The 26,373-nt window shown below is 36.2% G+C and carries 23 protein-coding genes; all 23 read right to left on the reverse strand.

All coding sequences use genetic code 11. The features are described 5' to 3' along the window. Positions 1-226: 226 nt before the first annotated feature. Entirely contained in the window at positions 227-1,033 is an 807-nt protein-coding gene (locus HYG86_RS07750; RefSeq protein ID WP_213168589.1) for a hypothetical protein, read from the reverse strand. After that, positions 1,023-2,231 (reverse strand): ABC transporter permease, encoded by a 1,209-nt coding sequence (locus tag HYG86_RS07755; protein WP_213168591.1) that lies wholly within the window; start codon positions 2,229-2,231, stop codon positions 1,023-1,025. Before HYG86_RS07755 ends, HYG86_RS07750 begins: the two co-directional genes overlap by 11 nt. Next, the gene (locus HYG86_RS07760; protein ID WP_213168593.1) at positions 2,224-2,871 is read right to left on the reverse strand and encodes an ABC transporter ATP-binding protein; all 648 of its coding nucleotides are present in this window, start codon (positions 2,869-2,871) and stop codon (positions 2,224-2,226) included. The genes HYG86_RS07755 and HYG86_RS07760 overlap by 8 nt, the downstream gene beginning before the upstream one ends. A gap of 221 nt (positions 2,872-3,092) precedes the next feature. Then, positions 3,093-4,463 carry an alanine/glycine:cation symporter family protein gene (locus tag HYG86_RS07765; RefSeq protein ID WP_213168595.1) on the reverse strand — a complete coding sequence of 457 codons (1,371 nt, stop codon included), beginning with the start codon at positions 4,461-4,463 and terminating at the stop codon, positions 3,093-3,095. Positions 4,464-4,506: 43 nt separating this feature from the next. Then, complete coding sequence (locus HYG86_RS07770; protein WP_213168597.1) at positions 4,507-5,673, reverse strand: M20 metallopeptidase family protein; 1,167 nt, start codon at positions 5,671-5,673, stop codon at positions 4,507-4,509. Between the two features lie 293 nt (positions 5,674-5,966). Further along, positions 5,967-7,676 carry a sigma 54-interacting transcriptional regulator gene (locus HYG86_RS07775; RefSeq protein ID WP_213168599.1) on the reverse strand — a complete coding sequence of 570 codons (1,710 nt, stop codon included), beginning with the start codon at positions 7,674-7,676 and terminating at the stop codon, positions 5,967-5,969. 193 nt (positions 7,677-7,869) lie between these two features. Next, positions 7,870-8,052 carry a YuzB family protein gene (locus HYG86_RS07780; protein ID WP_213168600.1) on the reverse strand — a complete coding sequence of 61 codons (183 nt, stop codon included), beginning with the start codon at positions 8,050-8,052 and terminating at the stop codon, positions 7,870-7,872. Positions 8,053-8,122: 70 nt separating this feature from the next. After that, on the reverse strand, positions 8,123-9,181 hold the full coding sequence (locus HYG86_RS07785) for a 4Fe-4S dicluster domain-containing protein (RefSeq protein ID WP_213168602.1): 1,059 nt from the start codon (positions 9,179-9,181) through the stop codon (positions 8,123-8,125). 200 nt (positions 9,182-9,381) lie between these two features. Further along, positions 9,382-10,143, reverse strand: a complete 762-nt coding sequence (locus HYG86_RS07790) for a dimethylarginine dimethylaminohydrolase family protein (RefSeq protein ID WP_213168605.1) — start codon at positions 10,141-10,143, stop codon at positions 9,382-9,384. 19 nt (positions 10,144-10,162) lie between these two features. Continuing rightward, positions 10,163-11,737, reverse strand: a complete 1,575-nt coding sequence (locus HYG86_RS07795; RefSeq protein ID WP_246451922.1) for a Na+/H+ antiporter NhaC family protein — start codon at positions 11,735-11,737, stop codon at positions 10,163-10,165. A gap of 218 nt (positions 11,738-11,955) precedes the next feature. Then, complete coding sequence (locus HYG86_RS07800; protein ID WP_246451923.1) at positions 11,956-12,693, reverse strand: DUF1287 domain-containing protein; 738 nt, start codon at positions 12,691-12,693, stop codon at positions 11,956-11,958. A gap of 94 nt (positions 12,694-12,787) precedes the next feature. Then, positions 12,788-13,381: a DUF3793 family protein gene (locus HYG86_RS07805; RefSeq protein ID WP_213168606.1), complete on the reverse strand. Its 594-nt coding sequence runs from the start codon at positions 13,379-13,381 to the stop codon at positions 12,788-12,790. A 189-nt stretch (positions 13,382-13,570) separates the two neighbouring features. Further along, entirely contained in the window at positions 13,571-14,908 is a 1,338-nt protein-coding gene (locus tag HYG86_RS07810; RefSeq protein WP_213168608.1) for an MEDS domain-containing protein, read from the reverse strand. Between the two features lie 218 nt (positions 14,909-15,126). Continuing rightward, a complete protein-coding gene (locus HYG86_RS07815; RefSeq protein ID WP_213168610.1) occupies positions 15,127-15,852 on the reverse strand; it encodes a hypothetical protein in 726 nt (241 codons plus the stop codon). A 150-nt stretch (positions 15,853-16,002) separates the two neighbouring features. Then, positions 16,003-17,163 carry a UxaA family hydrolase gene (locus HYG86_RS07820; protein ID WP_213168611.1) on the reverse strand — a complete coding sequence of 387 codons (1,161 nt, stop codon included), beginning with the start codon at positions 17,161-17,163 and terminating at the stop codon, positions 16,003-16,005. Positions 17,164-17,176: 13 nt separating this feature from the next. Continuing rightward, positions 17,177-17,473, reverse strand: coding sequence for a UxaA family hydrolase (locus HYG86_RS07825; RefSeq protein ID WP_213168613.1), 297 nt, complete (start codon positions 17,471-17,473; stop codon positions 17,177-17,179). A 108-nt stretch (positions 17,474-17,581) separates the two neighbouring features. Continuing rightward, the gene (locus HYG86_RS07830; RefSeq protein ID WP_213168615.1) at positions 17,582-18,205 is read right to left on the reverse strand and encodes a cyclase family protein; all 624 of its coding nucleotides are present in this window, start codon (positions 18,203-18,205) and stop codon (positions 17,582-17,584) included. Between the two features lie 200 nt (positions 18,206-18,405). Then, positions 18,406-20,073: a putative ABC transporter permease subunit gene (locus HYG86_RS07835; RefSeq protein ID WP_213168617.1), complete on the reverse strand. Its 1,668-nt coding sequence runs from the start codon at positions 20,071-20,073 to the stop codon at positions 18,406-18,408. After that, on the reverse strand, positions 20,066-20,791 hold the full coding sequence (locus HYG86_RS07840) for an ABC transporter ATP-binding protein (protein WP_213168619.1): 726 nt from the start codon (positions 20,789-20,791) through the stop codon (positions 20,066-20,068). The genes HYG86_RS07835 and HYG86_RS07840 overlap by 8 nt, the downstream gene beginning before the upstream one ends. Before the next feature lie 763 nt (positions 20,792-21,554). After that, complete coding sequence (locus HYG86_RS07845) at positions 21,555-22,673, reverse strand: aminotransferase (protein ID WP_213168620.1); 1,119 nt, start codon at positions 22,671-22,673, stop codon at positions 21,555-21,557. A gap of 195 nt (positions 22,674-22,868) precedes the next feature. Continuing rightward, the gene (locus tag HYG86_RS07850; protein ID WP_213168622.1) at positions 22,869-24,077 is read right to left on the reverse strand and encodes a trans-sulfuration enzyme family protein; all 1,209 of its coding nucleotides are present in this window, start codon (positions 24,075-24,077) and stop codon (positions 22,869-22,871) included. A 41-nt stretch (positions 24,078-24,118) separates the two neighbouring features. Further along, on the reverse strand, positions 24,119-25,288 hold the full coding sequence (locus HYG86_RS07855; RefSeq protein ID WP_213168624.1) for a M24 family metallopeptidase: 1,170 nt from the start codon (positions 25,286-25,288) through the stop codon (positions 24,119-24,121). A 35-nt stretch (positions 25,289-25,323) separates the two neighbouring features. After that, the gene (gene dctP / locus HYG86_RS07860) at positions 25,324-26,358 is read right to left on the reverse strand and encodes a TRAP transporter substrate-binding protein DctP (protein ID WP_213168626.1); all 1,035 of its coding nucleotides are present in this window, start codon (positions 26,356-26,358) and stop codon (positions 25,324-25,326) included. Positions 26,359-26,373: the final 15 nt, after the last annotated feature.

Here is a 26,373-nt window from a genome sequence, read left to right on the forward strand (position 1 = left end):
CGCTACTAAAAACACACTATTAAAAGAACTCAGTGACAATTAACACCACACTTTTCTCCCAAAGCCCATACTATTTTTTCCTGTTAAAGTAGTGCAGTGCCTAATACAATAATATACTACAAATGATGGTATGTAGTAAATAGATTATAGTGAAATTAGTTATAATGATAGTATTGAAATATTTAAGCCCAGCACCTATTAAGTAGGGACTGGGCTCTCTAACAATTTAGAATGATGGCTTTATAAGCCACATATAGAATTCATTGTAAATTTGGTCAAAATCATTATTTTTATAGTGTAAGTCAATGGGATCTTTTCTTTCTATGGCATCATTTATATCATTCATAAATGTCTCTAACCTACTGACCACCTCAATTATGTCAGCATAATCATTTTCATTTAAAACGTTGAACATAGCTTTAATCTCATTAAGCTTTTCAAAGCTTAGTAACTCAACTTCGTCTAGTTTAATATGGAACTCCTCGTAGTTTATAGCTGCATAAGCATCTTCTAGCACAGAAACAAATTCAGATGCAAACCCTTGATCAACTAACTCAGTGTATATTCTTATCTCCCTCCCCATACCACTTAGTTCAGCCTTTTCGATCTTAGCATCCACAATACGATAATAGTAATAATATCCTAGGTCATCTGCCACATCTTCAACCTTGATTTTGCCAGTAACCCTTATAGGGATATCTTGAAATCTGAAGGATTGTCCTTCCGGTGCATAGACAGCAATTGTATTTGCCAGTACGTTGGTGTTTGGTATGCAAAAGGGACATGATTGGTAGGGCATATTTTGCAAGTACATGTAACTACCGTCAAGGGGGGATGTTGTAGACATAAACCCTATCATGGTAACCATTTGACCATCTAGCTTTTCAATCTCCTCTAAAGAGACTGCATCTGCAAAAGATAGTTCTACTATACCTTCTGCACTAGACCTTTTAGTTTTATTACACCCCGTACTGATTAATATCAACGCTAGTATGTAAACTACGATCAATATGGCTCTACTCCTATTTCTCATTAGATAAAGCCTCCTTGTACATCTTATTTAGATATATGAACACAGGCGACAAACATAGGGCAAGAATTACAAGCCCTATTATATATTCTAGGTAATAAACCTTACCTAAGTCCAGAACAATACCCATTGTAGATGATAACATGTTTGCCACATATACTACCCCTATGGTAAGTAGCCTGGAAAGTATGGTGCTAAAGAGGCCAAGTAACAAAACTTGATATACAACATATTTGGATATTATCCCTCGATTTAGCCCTAAAAATCTTAGTGTCCTAACCTCTTTATTTAGGCTATCTAGCATAAGCATGGTCATTATACACACGATAATAAAGGCCAACACCAAAATAATAGAGCAAAGAAGAAAAGCCACTTGTTTGCTTAAATCTATGTTTGTAGTTAACTTCCTCATAACTGATGTGGGATGCACCGCCTGATATTCCGGCTTTGAATTAAAGTCACTGGTTATTTCTCTAGCAGCAGATTGATTACCGGACCTTATGATGATAGCTGTTACTAATTCTTCCTCAGGTGTTAGTGCACCAGTGTGATTATGGGCAAGCCAAATACTTTCTATACTAGTATATAGTGCGTTATCATAGGCGGAATTATCTCTTCCCAGTATTCCCACCACTTTATATGGTGTATTATCGTGGGAATCTAAATATTCTTCATCATCATGGTCGTGAAATAGGCATGCTAAGCTATTTATACTATGGTCTGCTACTCCATGGGATGTAATCAGCTCATCCCCTATTTGGAGGTTATGGTTTTTTGCTACATTGTAACCAACTACTACCTCAAAGGGGCTGGTGAAGCTGTTTCCTTCTACTATAGTCTTATTCCTCAAAAATTCAGGGTTTGTTCCTACTAGGTTATTTCCTCTGTAGCTATCTCCTAATGCAAAGGGTAGTACTATTTCTAGGTCCCCCCTGCTTTCTAGTTCCGTAACATAATCGTGACTTATGACACCCAAGGGCAAATCAGCAAAAAACAATGTTGACATGAGCAATTGTGTTTCACTTCCGTTTGGACCAATTATAATATCATACTCCCTATCGGCCCGGATAAAGCCTTCACTTATTTGCGAAGATATGTTTACTGCCACCATGCTTATGGTTAGTGCCACTATTAGGGCAATGGTAAAAAGGATGGTAGTGGATTTCCTCGCCCACATACTTTTCAAAGCATATTTAAGCATCCCTTATACCCCCTAGCATGTCTTCAAACTTAATTACTTTATCAAAGTATTTACACATGCGGTCATCATGGGTTACAACAATTAAAATATTATTTTCTTCTTTATGTATTTTAACTAATAGCTCCATAATTTCTATACCCTTAGCTGTGTTTAGAGATCCGGTAGGTTCATCACACAACATTACTTTAGGAGACTTTAAAAGTACCCTTGCTATTGCCACCCTTTGTTTTTCACCACCAGATAATCTCTTTATTTTAGCTCTTAGCTTATGCCCTAATCCAACCCACTTTAGGGCTTCCTCCGGCTTTTTTGTAATTTCTCCACCAAGTTCTACCATCGAGAGATTGTCCACCACCGTAAACTCGTCAAGGAGTTTTAAATCTTGAGGGATATACCCAATGTACTCAAACCTAAATCTATCTAGCTCCTTTTCTAGCAAAGAGCTTACACGGTTTTCACCAACACAAACTTCTCCTTCTGTAGGCTTTGTTATTCCTGCAATAATATTAAGCAAGGTTGATTTCCCCGAACCTGAGGGTCCTAAAATACAATAAGATGTTCCATCTTCAAAAACAAAATCCCTAATACTGATATGGGTTTCCCTATTATAAACCTTACGCACACCCTCTAAACTAATCAATTTATTTCACCTCTTCCCACTAATACAGATCAATAAAAGAAATTATAATTAACTTAATATATTCTTATAACTCTTTAATTATTTCTAAAATAACCTATTTTTTTATAATATAAATAATATAATATACCCAATACCATTGCAAATAATTTAAGCGCTTTTAAATAAATATATGAAAAGGGCTTTACAAGTTTTACTTGTAAAGCCCTTTTTAAATATAGGATTTAAGCCGATATATCTTTCTTGTCATCGATGTACTTACCCGATGTGAAGAAATCCTTAGTTAAGTCTCTTACATCTTTAAACATGAACAATAACACAATTAAGTTTATCGCCACTGTCAGAGCCATGAAGAAGTCAAATAGACCCCAGATGAACTGCAATCCACCAACTGCACCGAACACTAGAATTAAAACATATAGTAGTCTGAATGGAATTGATATCTTGTTCCCGAAACAGTACTGTCCACCTGCCTCTGCATAGTACCCTGCTAACAGTATAGTGGTGTAAGCAAAGAATAGTGTTGCAAAGGTTACTACCAAGTGACCGAAGTTTCCAGGTAGGCCTGTTCTAAAGGCCGTTGCCGTTAGGCTAGCTCCAATTTCCCCGCTTTGCCATTCTCCTGTTACAAGTATTACTAAACCTGTTATTGAACATACAACTATTGTATCTATAAATACCTCAAAAATTCCCCACATACCTTGTCTTGCAGGGTGGTCAGTTGTTGCTGTGGAGTGAACTATAGGTGAAGTTCCCATCCCTGCCTCATTTGAGTAAACCCCACGGGCAAATCCTTGACGTATCATTAGCATGAACGTAGAACCCACAAAACCACCAACTGGCGCCATGCCGCTAAAAGCACTTGTAAAGATTAGATTAAATACACCTGGTAGTTGACCAAGGTTAAGGACTAGAATTATAAAAGCTCCTAAGAAGTAAATAATTGCCATTGTAGGAACAACTTTCTCCGCCAACTTTCCAATCCTCTTAATGCCACCAAGCATAACAATACCTGTTAATACAGCAGTTATTATACCTACAACCAAAGGACTTAAATCAAATGAAGACCTCATAACATCTGCTAAAGAATTAGACTGTACAGCTCCACTTATGGTAAATTGAGCAAACAATAAGAAACTCCAAACTAATGCTAGCCACTTCCAATTCTTGCCCAAACCATTTGTAACCATATACATGAACCCACCACGATATTCCCCAGTTTCAGGGTCCTTTTCACGATACTTAATACCTAAAGCTATCTCTGCATATTTTGCCACAGCAGCTACAAAGGCTACCACCCACATCCAAAACAATGCACCTGGGCCACCTACTCCAACTGCTATACCAACACCTGCAATATTACCCATACCTAAGGTACCTGCAAGTGCCGAGGAAACGGCTTGGAATGGTGTCAATGTACCTTCACCTTTGGTCTCTTTTGTAAATATTTTTCCAAAGGTGTTCTTCATTATAAAACCGAACTTAGAAAATTGAAAAAAACCAAGACCTATAGAGTAAACCATAGAGACGCCAACGATAATTATAATTAAAGGCCATCCCCACATCCAGTTGGTAAAGTCCATAATTAAATCCATTTTTTAAATCCCCCTTTTTTTAATTAGAAAAAGTTGTAAATATCTAATTTGTTAGAAATTCTAAAGCAGCTCTAACATGCATTTCTACACCTATAAAAAGTGCATCTTCGTCTATATTGAACTTCGGATGATGATGGAAATAATCAGTTTCTTTCTCTTTGTTTGCTATGCCTACAAAGTAGAAACAACTTGGTACATTTGATGAGAATTCAGAGAAATCTTCACCTAGCATATCTTGAACATCTGACTTTATGTTCTCTTCACCTACAACCTTTGCGGCAACCCCTTCAACTAGTTCTGTAATTTCAGGATCATTGCTTAGCAGTCTGTTACCACATTTATATGTAAGCTCATAAGTGGTTTCATCTGATTCACATTGACAACGAATCTTTCTTTCAAAGAGTTCCTTAATTTTGTCTAGATTCCCATGTAAGCATCTGATTGACCCCTCAAGTTTAGCAGATTCTGGGATTATGATGGGGAAATCCCCACCCTGAATACTGCCGAATGTAATAACAGTTGGTTCACTAATAACATTGATTTTTCTAGATTGTATCTGCTGTACTTGTTGAACAATGCTACTAGCACAGATAATAGGGTCAATACTTGCATGTGGTGCTCCTCCATGACCTCCCTTCCCTTTAATTTTGATGGTAAAATACTCACTTGAAGCCATTAACGGTCCCTTAGCAATACCTATTTTCCCCGTTTCAATTGGCGACCATAGGTGTATACCTATGGCTGCATCAACCCTTGGATTATCCAATACACCCTCATCTATCATATACTTTGCCCCAGCATCTTCTTCATTTGGCTGGAAGACAAACTTAATGTTTCCTTGAAGTTGCTCTTTTTTCTTGCTAAGAATCTTTGCAGCTATTAACATCATGGCCATATGACCGTCATGGGCACATGCATGCATAACTCCATTATTGACTGACTTATATGGAACATCATTTTCCTCAACTATAGGTAGTGCATCCATGTCAGATCTCATAAGCAAAGTTCGACCGGGTTTATCTCCTTTCAGTAAGGCTACCAAACCTGTTTTAGCTATTCTTTTTACTTCTAAACCGCAATCTATAAGATATCTCTCTAATACTTCTTGAGTCCTAAATTCTTGGAAGCCCAATTCTGGGTGCTGATGAAAATCCCTCCTTAATGCAATTAGTTCATCCTTTAGCTCATAGATTTCTTTTTTAATGTCCATTAAGTTCACCTCGCGTTTTTTATATCAATATTGTGTAACACAATGATTCATTTATATATTTATATAAAAGCAACTTTCGTGCCAAGCTTCATCTTGATAGTACATAACTGTAGGAAGTTATTCATTTATCCTTTATCTAAAGGGTTAACAAAGATTATTTAAAACTATTTTTTTAAATAATCACAGATGATTTAAGTAAAAAAGGGGTTAGTAAGTCACAATTGACTCACTAACCCCTTTTCAGTATATTATTTATAAGTCATAATTGATTCGCCAATTCATTTATGACTTATTCAGGTAATGTATTCCCTTATCTTCCTATTGGCTGTAGCTTGACTAATTTGCAGTGCCTCCGCAACTTTGTAACTACTCCCATATTTATTATATGCCGAGGTAATAATCTTCTTCTCAAACTCCCGTTTTGCTTCATCTAGCGAGGTCACCTCATCTAATTTTTTAGCCCCTGTGTCGTATACATGGGAATCTAAATCAGAGAAATTTGAATTGTCGTTAGCCCTTTCTATTACTCCAGAAGGGTTTAAAACAACAAAACACTCCATGGTATTCTCCAGTTCTCTTACATTACCTGGCCACTGGTATTCTAGCATTGCATTTAGTAAAGTTGTGCCAAGAACCACTTCTTTGTTATACCTGTTGTTGTATTTATGTAAAAAATGCTTAATCATGGGAATAAGATCTTCCACCCTCTGGGATAGGGGAGGAATATTAATAGGTACAACGTTCAGCCTGTAATACAAATCCAAGCGGAACTTTCCCTGTTCCACCATTTTTTTAAGGTTCTTATTAGTTGCAGCTATAATCCTAGTATCTATATCTATAGGTTTTGTTCCACCTACCCTAATAATCTTCTTGTCTTGTATAACTTGTAGCAACTTCACCTGCAGTTGCATTGACATCTCGCCTATTTCATCTAGGAAGAGAGTCCCATTATGAGCCAGTTCAATTAAGCCCTGCTTTCCTGTTTTTTGAGCTCCAGTAAAAGCACCGGATTCATAGCCAAGGAGTTCGGACTCTAACAATGCTTCAGGTATGGCCCCACAGTTTATTTCAACAAGTCTACCCCTTCGGCGGACACCGTTGTTGTGAATATACCTAGCTATTACTCCTTTTCCTACCCCAGACTCCCCTGTAATTAAAACAGTGGAGTCAATATCTTTAAGCTGGTCAGATAAGCTAATTATGCTTTTCATACTGTTACTTTCAGTTATAATCTTTAAGTCATCCTTCTTCTTTATACTACTTTCTTTCTTTTGCCTTGAATGATATTTGTTAATAACACTCAGTTCTTTAAGATCTATGGAATTCATAATTATCCTAAAAATATTACCGTCATCATCATATAGTGGTATTGCTGTTACTAGAGCTTCTTTCTGATTTTTTATTTTCTGGATAACTGAAACTCGCTTCTTCTCTTGTAGTACTAAACGTCCTGCGGCCGGACTGTACATCCCTTTTGCCTCCATTACCTTCACATCTACCCCTAGGGCTTCCTTTCGATCAATTCCTGTTATACTCTCATAAGTTTTGTTAACCCTAAGGGTAACTCCATTTCCATCTAGAATAACTATTGAGTTAGGGGAGTGTTCAATAGCTTGGTCTAACTCCTGGTACATTAGCTTAGTTTTAAATAATTCCACTAATTCCTTGGTAACTAATCCTTTAACCTCATGATTTTCCAATACAATGATATAAGCTTCTGGACTCTTTTCCCATATTTTAGTTATATTATCTAACTTATAGTTCCTATCCACAGTACAAATATCTTTGTTAGCAATTGTATAGATAGGATTTTTCACATGAGTCTGTGAAGCATAGGCTTGTACTATTTCTTTTTCTGTCACAATACCAACTATTGCCTCTTCTTTATATACTAAAAAATTACTTACATTTAAGTTCTCAATTCTTTCTAATAAAGTTCCAATGGTTTCATCAAAGTTAATAGCATAGATTTTGCAGAGTTCTAAGTTCTTAATATTCAACATGCTCACCCCTCTTAGGCTTATATAGGATATATTCTATATTGAATACACTTATCCCTGCTATTGCTATTCTACCTAAAGCAAAAAGGGTTCCACATCATTTGATGCGAAGCCCTTTTCTATTAGATTTCCTTGTATAAATTAGCTTCCCTTTGTTCCCTTATATGCCATTTTAGTAAAATGTTCTGAGGTTTCACTAGGTGGCCTTTTCAATCTTTTCAATTAACTCGCCTTCGCTATCAGCCTCTATTAGTTCATCATCTACATAGGCCACAAATTCAGTTCCACATACACCAATACACTCTTCGACGATTTCTAGTCCTAGTTTTTCTAACTTGTCGATGTCAATATTACAGCAGTCTGGGCAAATTCTTACCATTTCTATTCCTCCCTAGGTTATATTTTTCTAGTATAGTATGGTTTTTTATATGGGTAAATATACTTATTATTTATAACCATTCATGGGGAGATGAATTAAAGGTTCTTGTACCGTGTTTTTCTTTAAATTCCTTAAAAATTCTTTCCATCAGCTCTGGTTGCCCTTTCATTTTCTCAACCAGGTCACCTTCAACCCCTTGGGAAAAAGGGCATGTTGATATACATACACCACAATCTGTCCCAACCTTCTTCCAAATATCAAAACAGTTTTCAGGTTCAATCTTCCATCTTAGGGCTCCATCAATCTCTTTTCTATTTTCTTTAGGTATAGCTTTTCCTGGACATACCATGGCACAATTACCGCAAATTTCACAGAACTGTGTTATTCCAAAGTCCTCCCTTTCATCTATCAATAGCTCTAGATTAGTTGTTACCACGCCTAGTCTAACCCTTTTACCATACTTTTTGGTAATTAGAATTCCACTTCTTCCTATCTGTCCTAATCCAGCTGCTTCTGCTACCAAAGGAGCTATCAATAAGTAATTACCATCCATATGATTTCTAGCATTATAGCCTAATTCCCTTAAATAGTAGCTCAAAATCATACCTATGACTGCAGTATTTACATAACCTTTAGTGACTTCGATTCCCTCACCTATTAAAGGGGCTCTGTTTATCATATCCTTGTCCATTTCCGTTGCAAAGACAATAGCATATTTGTGTATGTTATGCACTTCTTCACCGTAATTTTCTGCTTTCCTTCCCCTATGGGAGTAATAATACTCCTCTTTTAACTTAGTAACTCCCACCAGTTGAGCCCCGTAGAATTTAGCTAATCCTTTGAGCTTTTTTGTAATAACAGCAGGTTCAATTTCTACCTTCTGAGGATTTATCTCACCCTCGGAAAACTTACTTACATCAGCTAAAAATCTAAATGTAGCACCAGCTATAGCAGAATTTAGCGGAGTAAAAGTAGCTGTTCCTTCACCATATGGGAAAGGTGGTTGCCTCATCTTATCATCTGCTTCTTTAATGTCAGGGTTTCGTTTATAGTAATCCTCGTACTCAGGACTCCCCTCTTTATAAGAAAACCTAGCAAAGATAGTATCCCGTTCATCAAATCGTTTCACAATATCACCTCAGGTTTGTTAGATAGTTACATTTATTATAGCACTTTTAGGGCTATATGTTAGGGGTGGGGGTTGGAGAGCTGTTCAAAAGTCTGTAGGTCAGAAGCACAAGAAAAACCCAACATCGGAGCGTATAATAATACGTGAGGTTGTTGGGTTTTTTGAAGTAACGAAGTGAGATCCTAGCTTTTCAACAGCCACTAAAACCTTAGGGATAAACAGCTAAGTCCTCCATCAAGCTTCTGGAATTCAGACATATCCAATTCAATAACATCGTAACCTGCTTTTATTATGGCATCTCTAGTATTTTTAAAGCCTTTAGGTACTAAAACCTTACCGTTGACCCATATACAGTTTGCTGAGTAATCATCATCTTTACTTACCTCGATAATATTGAACTCCCTAAACTCAGTGCTATCAAGAAACTCCCCAGTTGCAAGGAGGTTGTTATTCCCTAGATAAGATACACCAGTTTTTAAGTGGAGGAATTCTTTGAGTGGAACAGTGCTTCCAGTATATCCGTACTTTTCAAGGAAGGAGATCATCTGCCTAGCCCCTTCTTCATTGGTTCTAGCAGATAGACCGATATAAAAGTGATCCCCCACCATCATGATATCTCCACCTTCTACGGTGCCTGGATTTTTTATAACCTCTATGTTATCATAAAAATCCTTTAAAACTTCGCTAATCTCTTTTTCTTCACCTTTTCTGCTTTCGGCACCTGGGTTAGTGATTATGGCACACTTTTTTGTCAACAGAGCTGTATCTTCAACAAAGCATGAATCTGGGTAGTCTTCGTTTGCTTCAAGTTCTATTGTATTTACTCCACAGCCTTTTAGTGCTTTTACATACTCACTATGTTGCAAAAGTGCTTTTTCATAATCAGGTTTTCCTAGGTTTACAGTGGTGATACCATGAACCATAGATTTACTTGGTTTTCTAGTTATTACGTTTTTAAACACAATTACACCTTCTTATCTTTTATGCTGCTTTATTTTGTTGTAATTTATCTAAGTCTTTAGGGTCTACACTTTTACCAAAGAAGTTAAGGACTAGATAGGTAGCCGTAACCCCTATAGGTAGAGAAACAAACCATGGGACCCCAAAACCAGCTGGTATAAAACCTATTACTAGGGCTATGACGCCACCTGTTATGGCATATGGCAGCTGTGTCTGTACATGATCTATATGGTCACTACCAGATGACATAGAGGACATAATGGTGGTGTCTGATATGGGTGAACAATGGTCTCCCCATATACTTCCAGTTAAGATTGCTGCTATGGTAGGTAGCATTTCCCCACCTAAACTATGAGCTAAAGGAATGGCCAGTGGCATAAGTATAGCCATAGTCCCCCACGATGTACCTGTTGTAAATGATATAAATGCAGCTATAACAAAAATCATGGCAGGGATTATAAAGGCAGGTAAATTCCCTTCAGCTATCCCTATGATGAATTCTGCTGTTTTCAAGTCAGAAGTAATTGCTCCAACTGACCAAGCCAACACTAGAATTAGGCAAGCTATAACCATTGCTTTAGTCCCTTCTACCCAGGAATCCACCACATCAGTAATTTTAATCTTACCAAATACTGCTGCAATAAATCCTGCTATAATGGTGCCTCCGAAGGCTGACCACATGAGAACAATACTTGAGTCCGCATTACCAAAGGCCTCACTTAGTGTTGCTCCATCTGCTCCACCACCGTCATACCATAAGCCAATCATGGTGAAAATAGCTATACAAATAATTGGAATAAAGGCTTGAATCCAAGTAATACCTTTTCCCATAACTTCCATTTCTGATATTTCCTTAGAAGCTAACGGCGTAGACCCTTCCCTTATAACTTTTCCTTCTTTATATGCCCTTACTTCGGCGTCATACATAGATCCCATATCTTTATCTTTTACAATAACCAGTAACACTAAAATGATAGCAAATATGCTATAAAAACTGTACGGAATAGTTTTTAGGAATGTATGATATGCATTTTCGGAGATTCCTAAGTCACTGAATACACCTTCAATTAAACCCACTTCATAGGCTATCCACGTTGAAATAGGTACAAGACTTGCAACTGCAGCAGCTGTAGTATCAGTGATATATGCAAGCTTCTCTCTAGGAATCTTCATTCTATCTGTTATTGGTCTCATTGTGTTACCAACAATCAAGGTATTTGAGTAGTCATCAAAGAATATAGCAAGACCTAGTAACCATGCAGCAAGTTTTGCATTTTTTACTGTCTTAGCTTTTTTAGCTATAGTATCACCTATAGCTTGAGCCCCCCCAGCTTTTGTTATAATACCTATAGTTCCACCTAAGGCTAAAATCACTATAAGGATAGCAGCATTCCAACCATCTGCCATGGATTCAAGTACATAAGTATCGGTGGTACGCAAAAATGCAGTTAATGGATTACCATTATATAGAATAAGAGCACCTGTAAAAACACCAATTATTAGTGATAATAATATCTGCTTAGTTTTCCATGCTAAGAAAATAATTAACAATGAAGGTAACAGTGATAACCACGGAAATCGAGTTAATAAATCCACGAAAATTCCCCCTTAATAATTTTATTTGCAATTACTTAGTTAGATATTCATCCCCCCCTTTGAACTTAATTATATTAGTAATTACATTATTATATTACCATATTATTACACCATTGAACAGAATTTTGTAATAATTCTTAAAGGTTTATCAAGGTGCTGCTTTATATGAACAAAGTATAATACGTAAAAAAAGTAGCAGTTGATTCTGCTACTTCTCACTAATCTTCATACCTCCATCTATAATGTCCTTCAATGGGTGTATTGTAAGATTTAAGTTTAACCTCGCTTGCATAGGGTGGACTGTTATGAATAATGTAAGGAGTCCCATCTTTTGCGCGGCGATCTGAAATAATTGCTACGTGCTTTAACCCTTCAAAAACCACTATATCCCCTGGTTGCCATTGTTCTAGATTATCTATATCCCCAGGAATTACTTCGGTAGCAAGGGTCTCAGCATATCTTTCAAAAAATACATACTGATTCCCTACCCTTCTAAAATCTATGTTTGGTTCACGTTTTCCATTGGTTCGAGGATACAGTTCAATATTATTTGCTATATCTTCATCCATTAGATCCTTTAAATTTATGCCTGCAGCCAATAATCCCCTCCAAATGACATCTGTACATACACCTTCATCATCTGGTGGATAGCCACCTGCATAGTAAACACTTTTATATGTAGTTCTCTGCTCAACTTCCTTCCTTGCAGCATTTACTATGTCTATTGGGTCAGCAATCCCATTATTATTTGCGTCCACTTGAGAGTAGCTTTCTGGAACTGTAACTCTTCTGCTCAACGGATTATCAATATGGATACCCAGAAAATCCAAGACGTAACCACTTCTATAAAATACGGAAACCATAAGAAGTAGTCCAGCTAAAGAAAGTACTGTAATAATAGTGTACTTAAAAGTTTTACGGACTCTTCCCCCTCTAACAAGAACTCTGTCTGCCATATAAACACTCCTAAAAAATGTAATTATTACTTCTTCTGCTAAAGATGCCATTTCTCCTTCTTTATAAGTTATTAACAGTGTTTTTTGTAAGTGTTTAAATAACAGATAGAATATTCTCTGGTTGATGTATCTTCAAGAGCTCTTTAAATCTTGCCCTAGCTGTAGATATCTTGTTGTATAGCTCGTCAGACTGCTGAGGGTCCCCGTATACCTTCCACCCATTTATTTTTGTTAGTTTCGATGTTGAGTAACCCATAAAACCCATCACATCTTTTAATGGATAACCCAGAAAAATACCAATCTCGTGGGGCATTTCACCTTTTTTCATTTTTGTTATAAGGATGTCTAGGTATGTTTCTATATTAAATTCTAGGGGGTAGTCTAAGAATTGTAAAAATAGATATATTTCTTCATCCATTAGTGTTGCCTCTAGCATGTAAATATCAAAAAATAGCAGTTTAGTGCAACCATGGCATGTAGTAAATTCTCTGTATTGAATTTTTCCACCCTTATCAACCATTTCTTTAATCTGTTCTTTTCGGGCATCTGCCATTTTACTGCCTTTGGGAAAGTTCACTATCTCAGCAGGTTTCGCTCTAAAAAGTACAGGTCCTAACATCTCCACTATCTGAATAAATCTCGAATCGTTACAAGGTTGTGAGCAACAAGTGTATAAAGCAATACTCATTAATTCCCCTCCTCTAATCAATGATAATAATTCTCATTAATCCTTAAAAAACTTACACCCCGTTCGGGGTGTACCAACTTGAGAACTATTCTCATTATATCCAAGTAGTAGAGATATTGTCAATGAATATATAATTTATTTTTTTGACAACTATAAAAGCAATCATTTACTTATGCATGTGGTTTAATTCTAAAGATATGGGGCAAAGCGTATATAGAAAGTGGTGCCATTTTCTCCAGTTTTAAGCTCTATTGTTGCCCTATGCCTTTCTATAATTGCGTAGCTAGTGGCTAGACCCAACCCAGTTCCCTTATCTTTAGTTGTAATGAAGGGAGTCCCAATCTTCCCAAGTACTTCTTGAGATATTCCCTCCCCTTGATCACTAACTGAAAGTACCACGTCATCATCATCAATATATGTACTTATTGTTACTTCTCCTGCTCCTTGCATGGCATCTAATCCGTTTTGAACTAGATTAAGAAGAACTTGACGTATCTCTTCGCTGTCTATAGGTATGGGAGGGATATCTTTTAAATCAAGCCTAATGCTTTTACTTGATTCAACAGCATTAGCATTCATTAAAGGTGCTAAATTTTGTATGATAATATTAAGATTTTGCACTTGCAAATGGGTTTTTTTCTCTTTACCCAGTGATAAAAATTCAGTGATAATGGAATTTGCTCTATCCAGTTCACTTATCATTAAATCAAAATACTGATAATCATTTTTATACTCTTTTTTATTCCTAAGCAGTTGTAAAAACCCCCTTACTGTTGTCATAGGGTTTCTTACTTCGTGGCTTATACTTGATGCCATTTGAGAGACTATTTCAAATTTCTCAAGCCTTTGTACAACTTCCTTGTATTTTTCCAGCTCTTCTACGGATTCTTGAATGTTCTCCTGTAGTGGCATCAGCGGTACTGATGCATTTTTATTATATAAAAAAGACGTGAATAATTCTGTGTCAGTCATTATGTATTGGTGGCTCTTCATAAGCTCTAGCTGGGCTTTGGATGACAATATATTACCATCATAGGCACAAACAGATAAGGTGTTTTGTTTTTTAGTAAGTTTATCTGCTTTTTCTTCATACCTTTTCACTTTGTACAATAATTCAGGATGTTCCTTCCACAGAAGGTTTCCCCATGTCCTCACACACTCTCTCTTAGCTAGTAATGCTTTAATTATTGATGTTAGATTTTCAAGTATAAGATCACAATCAAAAACTGTATTCACCATATAAAATTCGTTCTTATCTACGAAATGTATTTCCTCATCAAGTAAAGACTTATGGTGACCAGTCTTTATGAGCCTGTCTATAATTTTTGCATATCTAACGGAATCTTCTTGAAGTACAATGGCATGACCTAGCCTCAAACCAGTTGATATAAAGGCAACGGCATTATTTATATATCTTTTTTCATTGGTATATGTATAAAAGATATGTGCACCTTGATTAACTGTGATATCTCCGGAAAAATCAATTTTGGGCTGTATAATACTTTTTTCCCCATTTAAACTTTCCACTGTATCACTCCCCCAAATAAGCTTTTGGTTAATTCTAACTATTTAAATATTCGACGATAGTTTACAAAATCCTCCAATTCATATTTAATTCGTAATAAATATATCAATATGGGATGTGTTTTACCATCATAGTTTTACCCTTCCCTAAAACTCTATTAAGAGTCTATAAACATTTTACCGTCCCCAGTGAAATAAGCCTCGATTGCTCGAGGCTTACTCTAATAATATCTTCTTATTTTTTTCAAGTCATGTTCAAGCTTAAAAATGTCCTTCTTATCTTCAATACCATAGTTTTCCATTAGCAAGTTTAAATCTCTGACCACTGATTCAATGTCTATTATCTCAACTGCTTCTCTAAGAATGTACCACCTCTCTTCTTCAGGCAGCTGAACTGAATACCCGAACTCATCTAATTCTAACTCCACTTCTTCAAGTAGACCTTCTCTTTCTTGAGATAGGCTTGTGCTAGCTCCTTCTTCAAATTGTACCTTACCCTTAGGTATTAGATCTGATTGTGTCTTATAAAATGCATCCCAGCATAGTTCATATTGCTCACAGCTTGTTTCATCAACTACAGAATCAACTTCAATTGGATTCTTTACTATGATTTGTATAAATGATTTTAGGTCCATTTCGTTCTCAAAAGCCGCTAGTATCAGCTTATAAAGTTTTTTAGTGGTGTAGTGAGCCTTGTATCTCTTGTCATAAAACAATATGGCTTCTACAGTTCCGGCACTTCTTCCTGCAATGACACTAGATTCATCATGATAATAGGGTATACAGCATCTTTTTGGTTCTAGCTCTAGAAATAGATGATCGTAGAGTATTTTGTCGTCTGTTAGCAAATATAATTCGCCAACTACTTCCATACAATTCCCGTCCTCATAGTTTGGTGGTTTTAAGCGAAATAATTGTCTATATATATTTACTAAATCAATACTCATCCTATCTCCTCCCCGGTATTTAAAGCTTTTTATTAATGTTTATGCTTTAAATATTCGGGAATTCTTAAATTGCAATAATACTTTAACCAACTAAATTAAATTTTTTAACACTTTAATGCTCTCAATCTTACATTCATCACAATTAATTGCTTATACATAGTTACAAAGTCTGCTTATTGCAGTATCGTTAAAACCCAAGGTTTCTGCCTTTGTAACTTTACCACTGGCTACTTCTACTACTTCAGCCAATAACTCTTCACCCATTTCTTCTATGGTTTTTTCCCCCTGGATAACTGGACTTACATCAAAATCCATGTTGTCTTTCATGTTTTCAAAGGTCATTTTATTCCCAGTAATCTTAATTACTGGCACGATGGCATTTCCTGTAGGTGTTCCCCTTCCAGTAGTAAATACTATCACCTGACATCCACCTGCAGCCATTCCTGTAACTGACGCGATATCATATCCTGGTGTATCCATAACCACTAGGCCTTTTTTCTTTGGGTGTTCTGCATATTCCACTACTTTTACAATGGGTCTATGCCCACCTTTATGAATACAACCCAAGGATTTTTCTTCAAGGGTTGTTATACCACCAGCTTTGTTTCCTGGAGCTGGGTTACCTTCCCTCAAACTTTCTCCTACAGCTTTGATATGGTCTTCATATCTTTTTACTATGTGAAGGATTTGCTCCTTAATTTCGGGAGTTGCTCCCCTTTGGGCTAAGATATGTTCTGCACCAACAAATTCTGTTGTTTCACTTAAAATGGATGATCCACCTAAATCAACAAGCCTGTCACTTAAGTTCCCAACAACAGGATTAGAAGCGATTCCTGAGGTTGGATCAGATCCGCCACATTCTGTTCCTACAATAAGCTCCGAAACATGGAATTCTTCTTTTCTGACTTTAGCTGCTTCTTGTACCATTATATTAGCTAATTCTTTAGCCCTCTTAATTGTGTTATTTGTACCACCTTCTTCTTGAATGACAAGTTTCTTAAGGGGTTTATTAGTCTTTGACTTTATAAGTTCCTCCATATCATTGGGTTGTGCATTTTCACATCCTAAGCCTATAAGGACAGTCCCATAGACATTTGGGTTTGCAGCAATGCCCGCCAATACTTGCTTTGTAAGCTCTAAATCTCCCTTTACCTGAGCACAACCATTTTGGTTAACTATGCTGGTAGCTCCTTGAACCTGGGCTGCAACCATTCTACATGTTTCACTAGAGCATGCACAGGTAGGCAAAATCAACACATGATTTCTTACTCCCACTTTTCCATCGGGTCTTTTGTACCCCAAAAAGTTCATATTATCCCCTCCTCTAGATGTGATCTGTTACTTCATTAGCGCTTACAATATTGTGTGTATGGACATGCTGGCCCTTCATAATTAGCTCCGTTGTTCTACCGATAACTTGTCCATATTTGTATACAAGATCATCCTTGTATAATTCAAGGACCGAAAATTTATGATAGATAGGAATATCTTGAATTATGTTAACTTCTATTATTTTTTCGTCTACTACAAATGTTGCAGTATCTCCTGACTTAAGCTCGGTAATAGCCACTGCAACACTATCTTCTTTACTAATTATCAAAGCATTTACTTTTTCTTTCATTTGGTTCTTCCTTTCTATATAAGAAATAGAGTAATCCTATGGCATTTTGATACAAAAAATACTCCATTATTATATCATAATGGAGTAATGTCTTGTTTACATCTTATATCAATATCTAGCAATAGCTCTCACTATTGATGCTTCTGCTTCGATTTTTAGGGGAAGAGCTATAACTTCAAATTTAGGTACAGCTAGTAGCATATCAAGATTTGTTAGATTCTCCATGATAAATATATCTTGATCTAGCAATGCTTTGTGAATTTTAAAGGGCATATTGTCAGGTGATGCCATATCCACCCCTAAAAGTTTTATCTTCTTATCTATGAAGAAGTTGGCAAGCTTTAGGTCCATGGTTGGTTGATTTTCAAAGCCGTCGTAATAACCCTTTTTACCAAAGTATGGCCCTTGACCTGTATAAAGTAATACTATATCACCTGTTTGAACTTTGCCACTATATTCATCTTTCAGTGTTATTATTTCCTCCCCCCTAACATCCAACAAGCATCCATTGCCAATAAAGCTCTCTAGGTTATAGTCACATATATACTTAGGGTTGTCGAGGAAATGCCTTGGTGCATCCACATGGGTTCCTGCATGCATACCAGCTTCTATACGTGTATTGTTGTATTTATCCCTTGCTAGTTCTTTATCCTGAATTACTTGAACAGGCCCGTCATAGGGGTGCACAGGCATATTATTTCGAATGGTTTGTGATAAGTCTACTATATTCATGTCATCTCCTCCTAGTAATAGCAGATATTTTTTATAGTTAGTCTCTTTTTTTATATGTTTTGTAGGGATCTAACCTTCTAAGTTATCTCTCCCTGCCTTGGACGGTTTCCTTTAAGCTTCATACTATTATTCTTTATTTATTTCCCTCTATTATGAAAAAAGAAAGTACTATTCTTACAGTACCTTCTTTAACATTTTAATTAGTCTACGATTTCTCCGTAAACCTGCACCCCTTTTGTGGTGAGAAATTTATATAGTAAAATACTTATTCCTCCAGTAAATCCTATTATTAATGCAGTTGTTGTAGCAAAACTCAGAGAGCGTAACACAACTAGCAAAATAGTAAGTCCTGCAATTATTACTCCAGATAGCAAGTGAAACAAAACATTGAGATTTTGCTTAACTGCCTTTTGCTCATTATCCCATACCAATTTTGGGTTAAATATATCTATAACAATCCCAAGCATTGAACTCATAAGTGTACCCAAAATACCCAAAACAAATATAATCATAGCTAGATACAGTGGAATACTGAGTAAGAACACTGTAACTATGAGTAATAGTAAGCTAGCAACTGTGGACAGTATTATACCAGGTATTATCTTACCTGTTATTTGCTTAGTATAGCTTAGGGGTATATATTTATTGGTAAAAAAATTATCCCCTTCTCTTGAGATGGCTGTGGCAGTTATTCCGTTAGATGATGAAGCAAATATTATAGCTGCAAAGCCTATGGCTATAACCAAGGGTTCAGCATTGTTTTTAGCAATTAAATCGCCTAAGTTTGGTAGAGCTCCTAAATCACTAGAGCCACTTAACAATGGTATCAGAAGAAAAACAGGCCATAGGAAGTTTGTAATTACACAGTTTAGTAGAAAAGCTGGTGTTCTAAATAACACACGCAACTCTTTAGCTACATAGGTTCTTAAAGCTGAATTTTTAGCAGAACTTTTAGCCATTTCAGCGTTTGTAAGTTCCTTCTTCCTAGAGTCGGACTCAGAAATTCCTAGAACCCCTTTAAAGTATAATCTTTCCCCGAGGACTATAAATAGTGCAAATAACCCGAAAGTCATGGCAAGAAATATCAGTATATCATACAACCCAGACATAGTATTGCTTTGGCTAAGACCAGTTGCAGCATAGCTGAGCCCTGGAAATAGATTGCTAATGATGCGAACAAAGGAGTTATTACCCTCTATAAGGGCATTTAATATAAACTCTTCATCTAGTGCATTATTGGCAAATTTTTGGATAGCTATATTTACACCCACTGCAATACCTATAGCTAGGAAACTTCCAAGTAATTTGAACAAGTCTTTTTTCTTTCCAATATTAACAAATCGCATTAAGATCATAACTATTATTGAAGCAAAGGCCAGAGGTATAACTGGAAGTGCCAAAAATGTCAATAGTGCATATATATAGTAAACAAGTCCTGCTGAACTTTTTATTCCATAGACCACAAGAATTGGCCCTAAAAACAATAACTCTACAATATACTCATATACCACTACTACAATAAACTTTGCAGCTATAATTTGCGACGGTTTAAAGGGTAGTGGGATAAGGTTTTCTATGTCTAAGGAAAAGTAAAATGTTGAGATTACGTAGAAAATACCAAAGAAAAATATAACAAACCCACTTGCCACTATACCTAGACTCAATATAATACCCGTTTGCTGCAATGGATTTAAAAGATCATAACCCTTTGATATAAAGGTGATCAACCCTATAAGCACTGGTAGTAAACTTACAGCAACAATCCCTAGCATCCACATGTTTGTACGATCTTTCTTTTTTCCGGTTCCTGTTATAGAACTTAAACTAGTTTTGAGGAGCACTTTGGTTAATAATATAGTTTTATTCACTTTGTGTCATCTCCAAAAATATTTTTTCTAAGGACTCATTGCTTTTAAAATGGTCCTTCATCTCATCTAGTTTGCCACAAAATAAAATCTTGCCTTTGTTTATTATGGCTACCCTGTCACATATTTTCTCAGCCACATCTAATACATGTGTTGAAAAGAACACTGTTTTACCAGCTTGAGTATGTTCTTTCATCATTTCCTTTAGTACAAAGGAAGACCTGGGATCTAAACCTGTCATAGGTTCATCTAAAATCCAGACTGGGGGTTCATGAATCAATGCCCCCATAACTATTATCTTTTGTCTCATACCATGGGAGTAACTTTGAATCTTGTCTCCGAGGGCCTTAGTCATCTCAAACCTCTTAGCCATCAAATTAATCCTCTCTAACCTTAAATCTCCAGGAACATCGTATACGTCAGCCATGAAGTTTAAGTACTCAATACCTTTTAGCCTCAGAAACATATTAGGACTGTCAGGTACAAATCCAAATTCTTTCTTAGCCCTTAATGATTCTGACAAAATATCTAAACCATTTATTTTGATATTTCCTTCATCAGGTTTTAATATCCCTGTTATCATTTTTATTGTTGTTGTTTTACCTGCACCGTTTGGACCTAAAAAACCAAATATTTCTCCATCTGGAATGGTTAAGTTAAGGGTGTCAACTGCTTTTTCTACGCCACTATAGCTTTTAGTTAAGTTTTGTAACTCTATCATAATGTTCACCTTCACCTTTATATATTTTTTGTATTTCTTTCACCTTCTACAAATATACTTTTTTCTCCTTCAAAATTACATTAAAAAAACATTAATTTTTACTTAAATATATTTAATTCTAGCAAATATTGTGAAATTTTACCTTTTACTTTTTAGTATAATGTGCTATAATAAAATCAAGAAGAGCAAAACTCTTCCACATACCCTAATTCACTTATTACGATTTATCAAGTATTTTGTATTTGGTATTCAGTAGTTAGATTTAAGAATTGTGGGTTTTTTTATTACCTTTAAACCATTACCTTTTTGCATTTACTGATAGTTAGAGTGTTCACTAAGCAATAAGCACTATCCTCCAAAATAGTACTTCGGATTTTATTAGTTAGGTTTAAGTTAGAAAATGATTTATGCTAGACCATTTATTAAGTAAGATGATTTATTAAACTGTTAGTAAGTTATTGTTACGGATTGAAAGGATGTATTAGTATTAGATCAGGATCATGTATAGCTTCAAATAGAATTAGGGTATGGTAAGTAGCCAATTTGTATGAAACAAACAAATTGGCTACTTATTTTTTTGCCCTTTTAAGTTGCAAATTACAACAATATTAGAATCATCTCTTGAGAAGTTCCTTTAGATGGATTTATTTTTTTTATTCTTACCTAGTTAGCTTATATTTTGTTATTTGAGGCCACTAGGATATTTGCATGTCATATTATAATGCTTAGTGTTAATAAGCATAAGACAAGGGAGACCCTTGTCTTATAATCCACTTATAAACTCTGAAATTTTCTCTAATCCTGCTTTTATCTTTTCTGGGCTGTCTGCATAGCCAATGCGCACGTATCCTTCCATGTCTAGTGCCTTTCCTGGAACAAGTAGCACTCCTTTTTCTTCTAGCAGTCTGCCACAGAATTCTTCTGATGTCATCCCAAGATCAAACTTCACAAAAGCAGTGGTTCCTGCCTTAGGTCTTACGTAGGATAGTCTAGGTTCACTGTTAATCCATTTATCAAGTATTTCTATGTTTTCTTTTACTAAGGTTAGATTTCTATGGATAATTTTATCTAGATTCTCTAGAGCAACAGCTGCTAAACGGTCATCAACCATACTACAGCTAATGGTGTTGTAATCTCTGCGTTTACTTAAACTCTTAATGAGGTCAGCTGGTCCTGTAGCCCAACCAATTCTAAGCCCTGCTAGGGAAAATGTTTTAGACATACTTCCTGTGCTGATACCTTTCTCATATAGGTCAACAATAGATTCTGTAAAGCTTTCACCCTCATGGGTTAGTCCTCGGTATACTTCATCACACAATATATATGCATCATACTCTTTAGCGATTTCCACTATTTTTAGCAAGAACTCTTTATCCATTAAAGATCCAGTGGGATTGTTGGGATTACTTATGCAAATCAACTTTGTTCTATCATTCATCTGTGCCGTAAGCTCTTCTATATTAGGAAGGTATTTGTTTTCTGCCGTTAGATTTACCGTCTTAACTTGGGCACCTAGGGCTTCTGGTAGGGAGTAGTGTTGTTGATATGTAGGAATAACAGTTACGACTGTGTCCCCTGGTTCTAGTAATGTCTGAAACACAAGGGAATTTGCCCCAATTGCACCATGGGTTATCATAACATTTTCAAAGTCTACTTCTTTATATAATTTTGCTATGGCACTTCTTAGCCTGATTGAGCCATCGATTTCACCGTAGTTAAGTTTCATTTTTAATATGTCATTAATAATTTCTTCTTTTTCACCAGATAGACTTAAAAGTTCTTCAACATTAAATGGTTCAACACACGTTTGTGCAAGATTATAAATACAATCACCTTCACGGGCATTCATCCATATTTCAATGCCAAAATCCTTGATTTTCATTATACCAATCTCCTTATGATTTTAGTTTCTATTTAAGTGCATGAGCTTATGGTTTATTCTTATAGTTTATCTAATTATGTTAAACATTACAATGTTTTGAGTAAATTTCAAATAACATTATTGCTTAAGGTGTTACATTTGGCAACGACAAAAATCCCACCTAGTAAAAGGAGGGACTTTGTCTTTTTTGTTATATTACAGGTTTAGCTCTTTTTTAACATGGTTAAGTGCTTGATCAAGATCTGCAATTAACTCATCAACGTTTTCAATACCAACAGAAATTCTTACTTGACCTTCTGCGATACCTACTGCTTCTCTTTCTTCTTGAGAAAGTGCGGCATGGCTCATAGATGGAGAATGTTGGATTAGAGAGTCAACACAACCTAGAGAAGTTGCAAGGCTGATTAGTTTAACGCTGTTCATTAGTAATTTACCAGCTTCAAATCCACCTCTAACATTGAAACTCATCATACCACCGAAATCTTTCATTTGCCTTTTAGCAAGCTCATGTTGTGCATGAGATTTAAGTCCTGGATAAAGAACTTCGTCTACCATGTCGTGAGCGTCTAAGAACTCAGCGATTTTACGAGCGTTTGCACAGTGAATTTCCATTCTTGGTCCAAGGGTTTTGATACCTTTAGAGATTTCAGATGCATCCATTGGAGAGATGATTCCACCAAACCACTCAAGGTATGGTTGTCTGATTTTATCCATAAGCTCTTGAGAACCTACGATCATACCGCCAACAACATCACCATGACCGTTTAGGTATTTAGTAGCAGAGTGTAAAACGATGTCTGCACCTAGCTCCAGTGGTCTTTGAAGGTATGGAGTTGCATAAGTGCTATCTACAAATAGTAGAGCGCCACCTTCGTGAGCAATGTCTGCAACTGCTTGAATGTCAGTAATTCTTAGAACTGGGTTACATGGAGTCTCGATATATACAACTTTTGTGTTTGGTTTCATAGCAGCTTTAATAGCTTCTGGTTCAGTGGTGTTTACCATTGTTACTTCAACACCGTAAGTTGGTAGTAAGTCTCTTACGAATCCGTAAGTACACCCGTAGATGATATCTCCTACTACTAAGTGATCTCCTGCCTTAAGGTTAGCCATAAGAGCAGTTGTGATAGCAGCCATACCAGATGCAGCAGCTAAAGCAGCTTCTGCTCCTTCTAGAGCAGCTACTTTCTCTTGAAGTGCGTCTACAGTTGGGTTGCCAAATCTACCGTAAGCGTAGCCTTTTTCTTCACCATATCCAATTCTGATTGCTCTTTCTACGTTTTCGATTACGAAAGTGGAAGTACGGTATACTGGTGCAACGTGTGCTCCTGTTGTTGGGCAGTGTTCACTACCAGCATGAATTGCTCTTGTATTAAATGAAAGATTTTTTCTGTCCATTTTCATGTTAAAATTCCTCCTAGATCAAGTATTTATATTTCAAATTATTATTTAACGAATAGTTTTCTTTCGAAGTTAGCTAAAGCTTCACAGCCATTTTTTGTAACTCTGATTGTTTCACTGATTTCGAAACCGAAATCGTCGAACCACATACCAGGTATCACGTGGAATGTCATGTTTTCTTTAACAACAGTTTTGTCGCCAGGTCTTAAGCTTATTGTGTGCTCGCCCCAGTCTGGTGGGAAGTTAAGTCCTGTAGAGTAACCTATACGGGACTCTTTTTCTAAACCATACTTCCTTAGAACACTTGCCCAAGTTGCTTCTATTTCTTCACATGTTACACCTGGTTTAATGAAGTCTAAAGTTTTGTTGATACCTTCAGCTACGATATCAGCAGTTCTTTGCATTTGGTCAGTTGGTTTTCCTAGGAATATAGTCCTAGCCATAGGAGAGTGATATCTTTGGTGACATCCAGCTAATTCAAGGATAATTGCATCCCCTTCTTTATACTTTCTATCAGTCCAAGTTAAGTGACAGGCACCTGTGTTTTCTCCAGAAGGCATTAGAGGAACGATTGCAGCATAGTCACCACCGAATTCTTCTGTACCAGTTAGGTAAGAACGATAGATCTCAGCAGCTAGGTCACATTCTCTTATACCTACTTCAGCTTTAGCTATTGCATCTGCCATGCCGATTTCACTGATTTTAGCCGCACGCTGCATAAGAGTGATTTCATTTTCAGACTTTACAATTCTCACCCAGTTTACAAGCTCTTTTGCGTCTACAAAACTTGCATTTGGTAAACTTTTATTTAACTCCATGTAGCATTTTGCTGTGAAGTAGTAGTTATCCATTTCAACAGCTACAGTTTTGTTGCCTTGGCCTCTTTTTATAAGCTCATTAGCGATAAAGTTCATTGGATGTTTTATTTCGTTTTGAACATAGTCATCACCGTATTGGATGATATTTTCTCTTTTTAACCATGTTGTTTTTTGAGCACCTAGTTGGTCAATACCACGGCCAATCCAGATAGGTTCTTCTTCATCTAGCATAACAACTAGCATTTGGTGTACATAGAATGACCATGCATTGTAGCCAGAGATATAGCACATATTAGCAGGGTCAGTTACTAGTAATACTTCAATACCTCTTTCTTCCATCTTAGCCTTAACATTTTTTACGCGATTTTGAAACTCTTCACGACTAAACGCCAGCATTTATATTCACTCCTAATAATATATTTTTAAAAGTTTTATTTACTGTCTAAAAGCTCTTGGATCTCAGCTTCAAAAAGATCTAAGATTTCATTACCTCTTGTCCCAACTGAATTTCTAAATACTTGCCTTGCTGATACACTTGCATCTCTAAATAATTCTCTTTCTTCGTCTGTTAGCTCTATTATTTTAATATCACTAACTTCCCTTATTTTATCAAGTCTAGTTTTATTTAAGTTACGTTGGAATTCGAAGATATGGTCTGTTACTTCTGCAATTACCTCTTCTACCATTTGTCTTGTTGTAGCATCTAAACTATCAATGAAATCAACGTTAGAAACCATTGCTGCAACGAAAGCATCTTGGTTAGATAAAATAATATATCTTTGAACCTCATAGAAACTCATTTCTTCAATTGCAAACACTGGATTTACCTGCGCATCAATTTGACCTAGCTGTAATCCACTGTAAACTTCCATGTAAGGCATTGGAGTTGGGTTTGCACCATATGCTCTATAACTGGCAATAATTAATGGAGATTGCATGGTCCTAATTTTAACACCTGAAAAGTCCTTTGGTGTTCTAATCTCTTTGTTTGTTGTCCAAACATTAAAACCTTCCACAAACCAGCTGTGTACATTCATGTCATGTTCTCTGTTTATTTCGTTTAAACGCTTAATAGCTTGAGATTCATCTAGCATTGTCTTAATGTCCTCTTCATCGGAAGGCAGTAAGAAATGGTTGTAAAAAATATTGTTTTCAGGTACAGTTGTTGAACTACTACCTGGGTTTACTATGGCAAAGTTTAATAGCCCTTCTTGAATAAATTCTACGTGGTCTACGTGGTTTCCAATTTCACCAGTTCTGTATACTTCCACTTCTATAGACCCGTTACTTCTTTCCTCAATAAGTCTTTTGAATTCTAAAGCAAATTCATCCATAACACCGCCAACAACTTCTTCATGGCCAATTCTCCATGTTGTTACACCATCATCTACGATTTCTGCACAACCTGCAGTAAAGGTTAAAGTTAATAATACTAAACATATAGATATAAGTTTAAAGGCTCGCATTTTAGTCCCCCTTTT

The organism is Alkalicella caledoniensis (genome assembly GCF_014467015.1).
In the GTDB taxonomy this organism is placed as follows: domain Bacteria; phylum Bacillota; class Proteinivoracia; order Proteinivoracales; family Proteinivoracaceae; genus Alkalicella; species Alkalicella caledoniensis.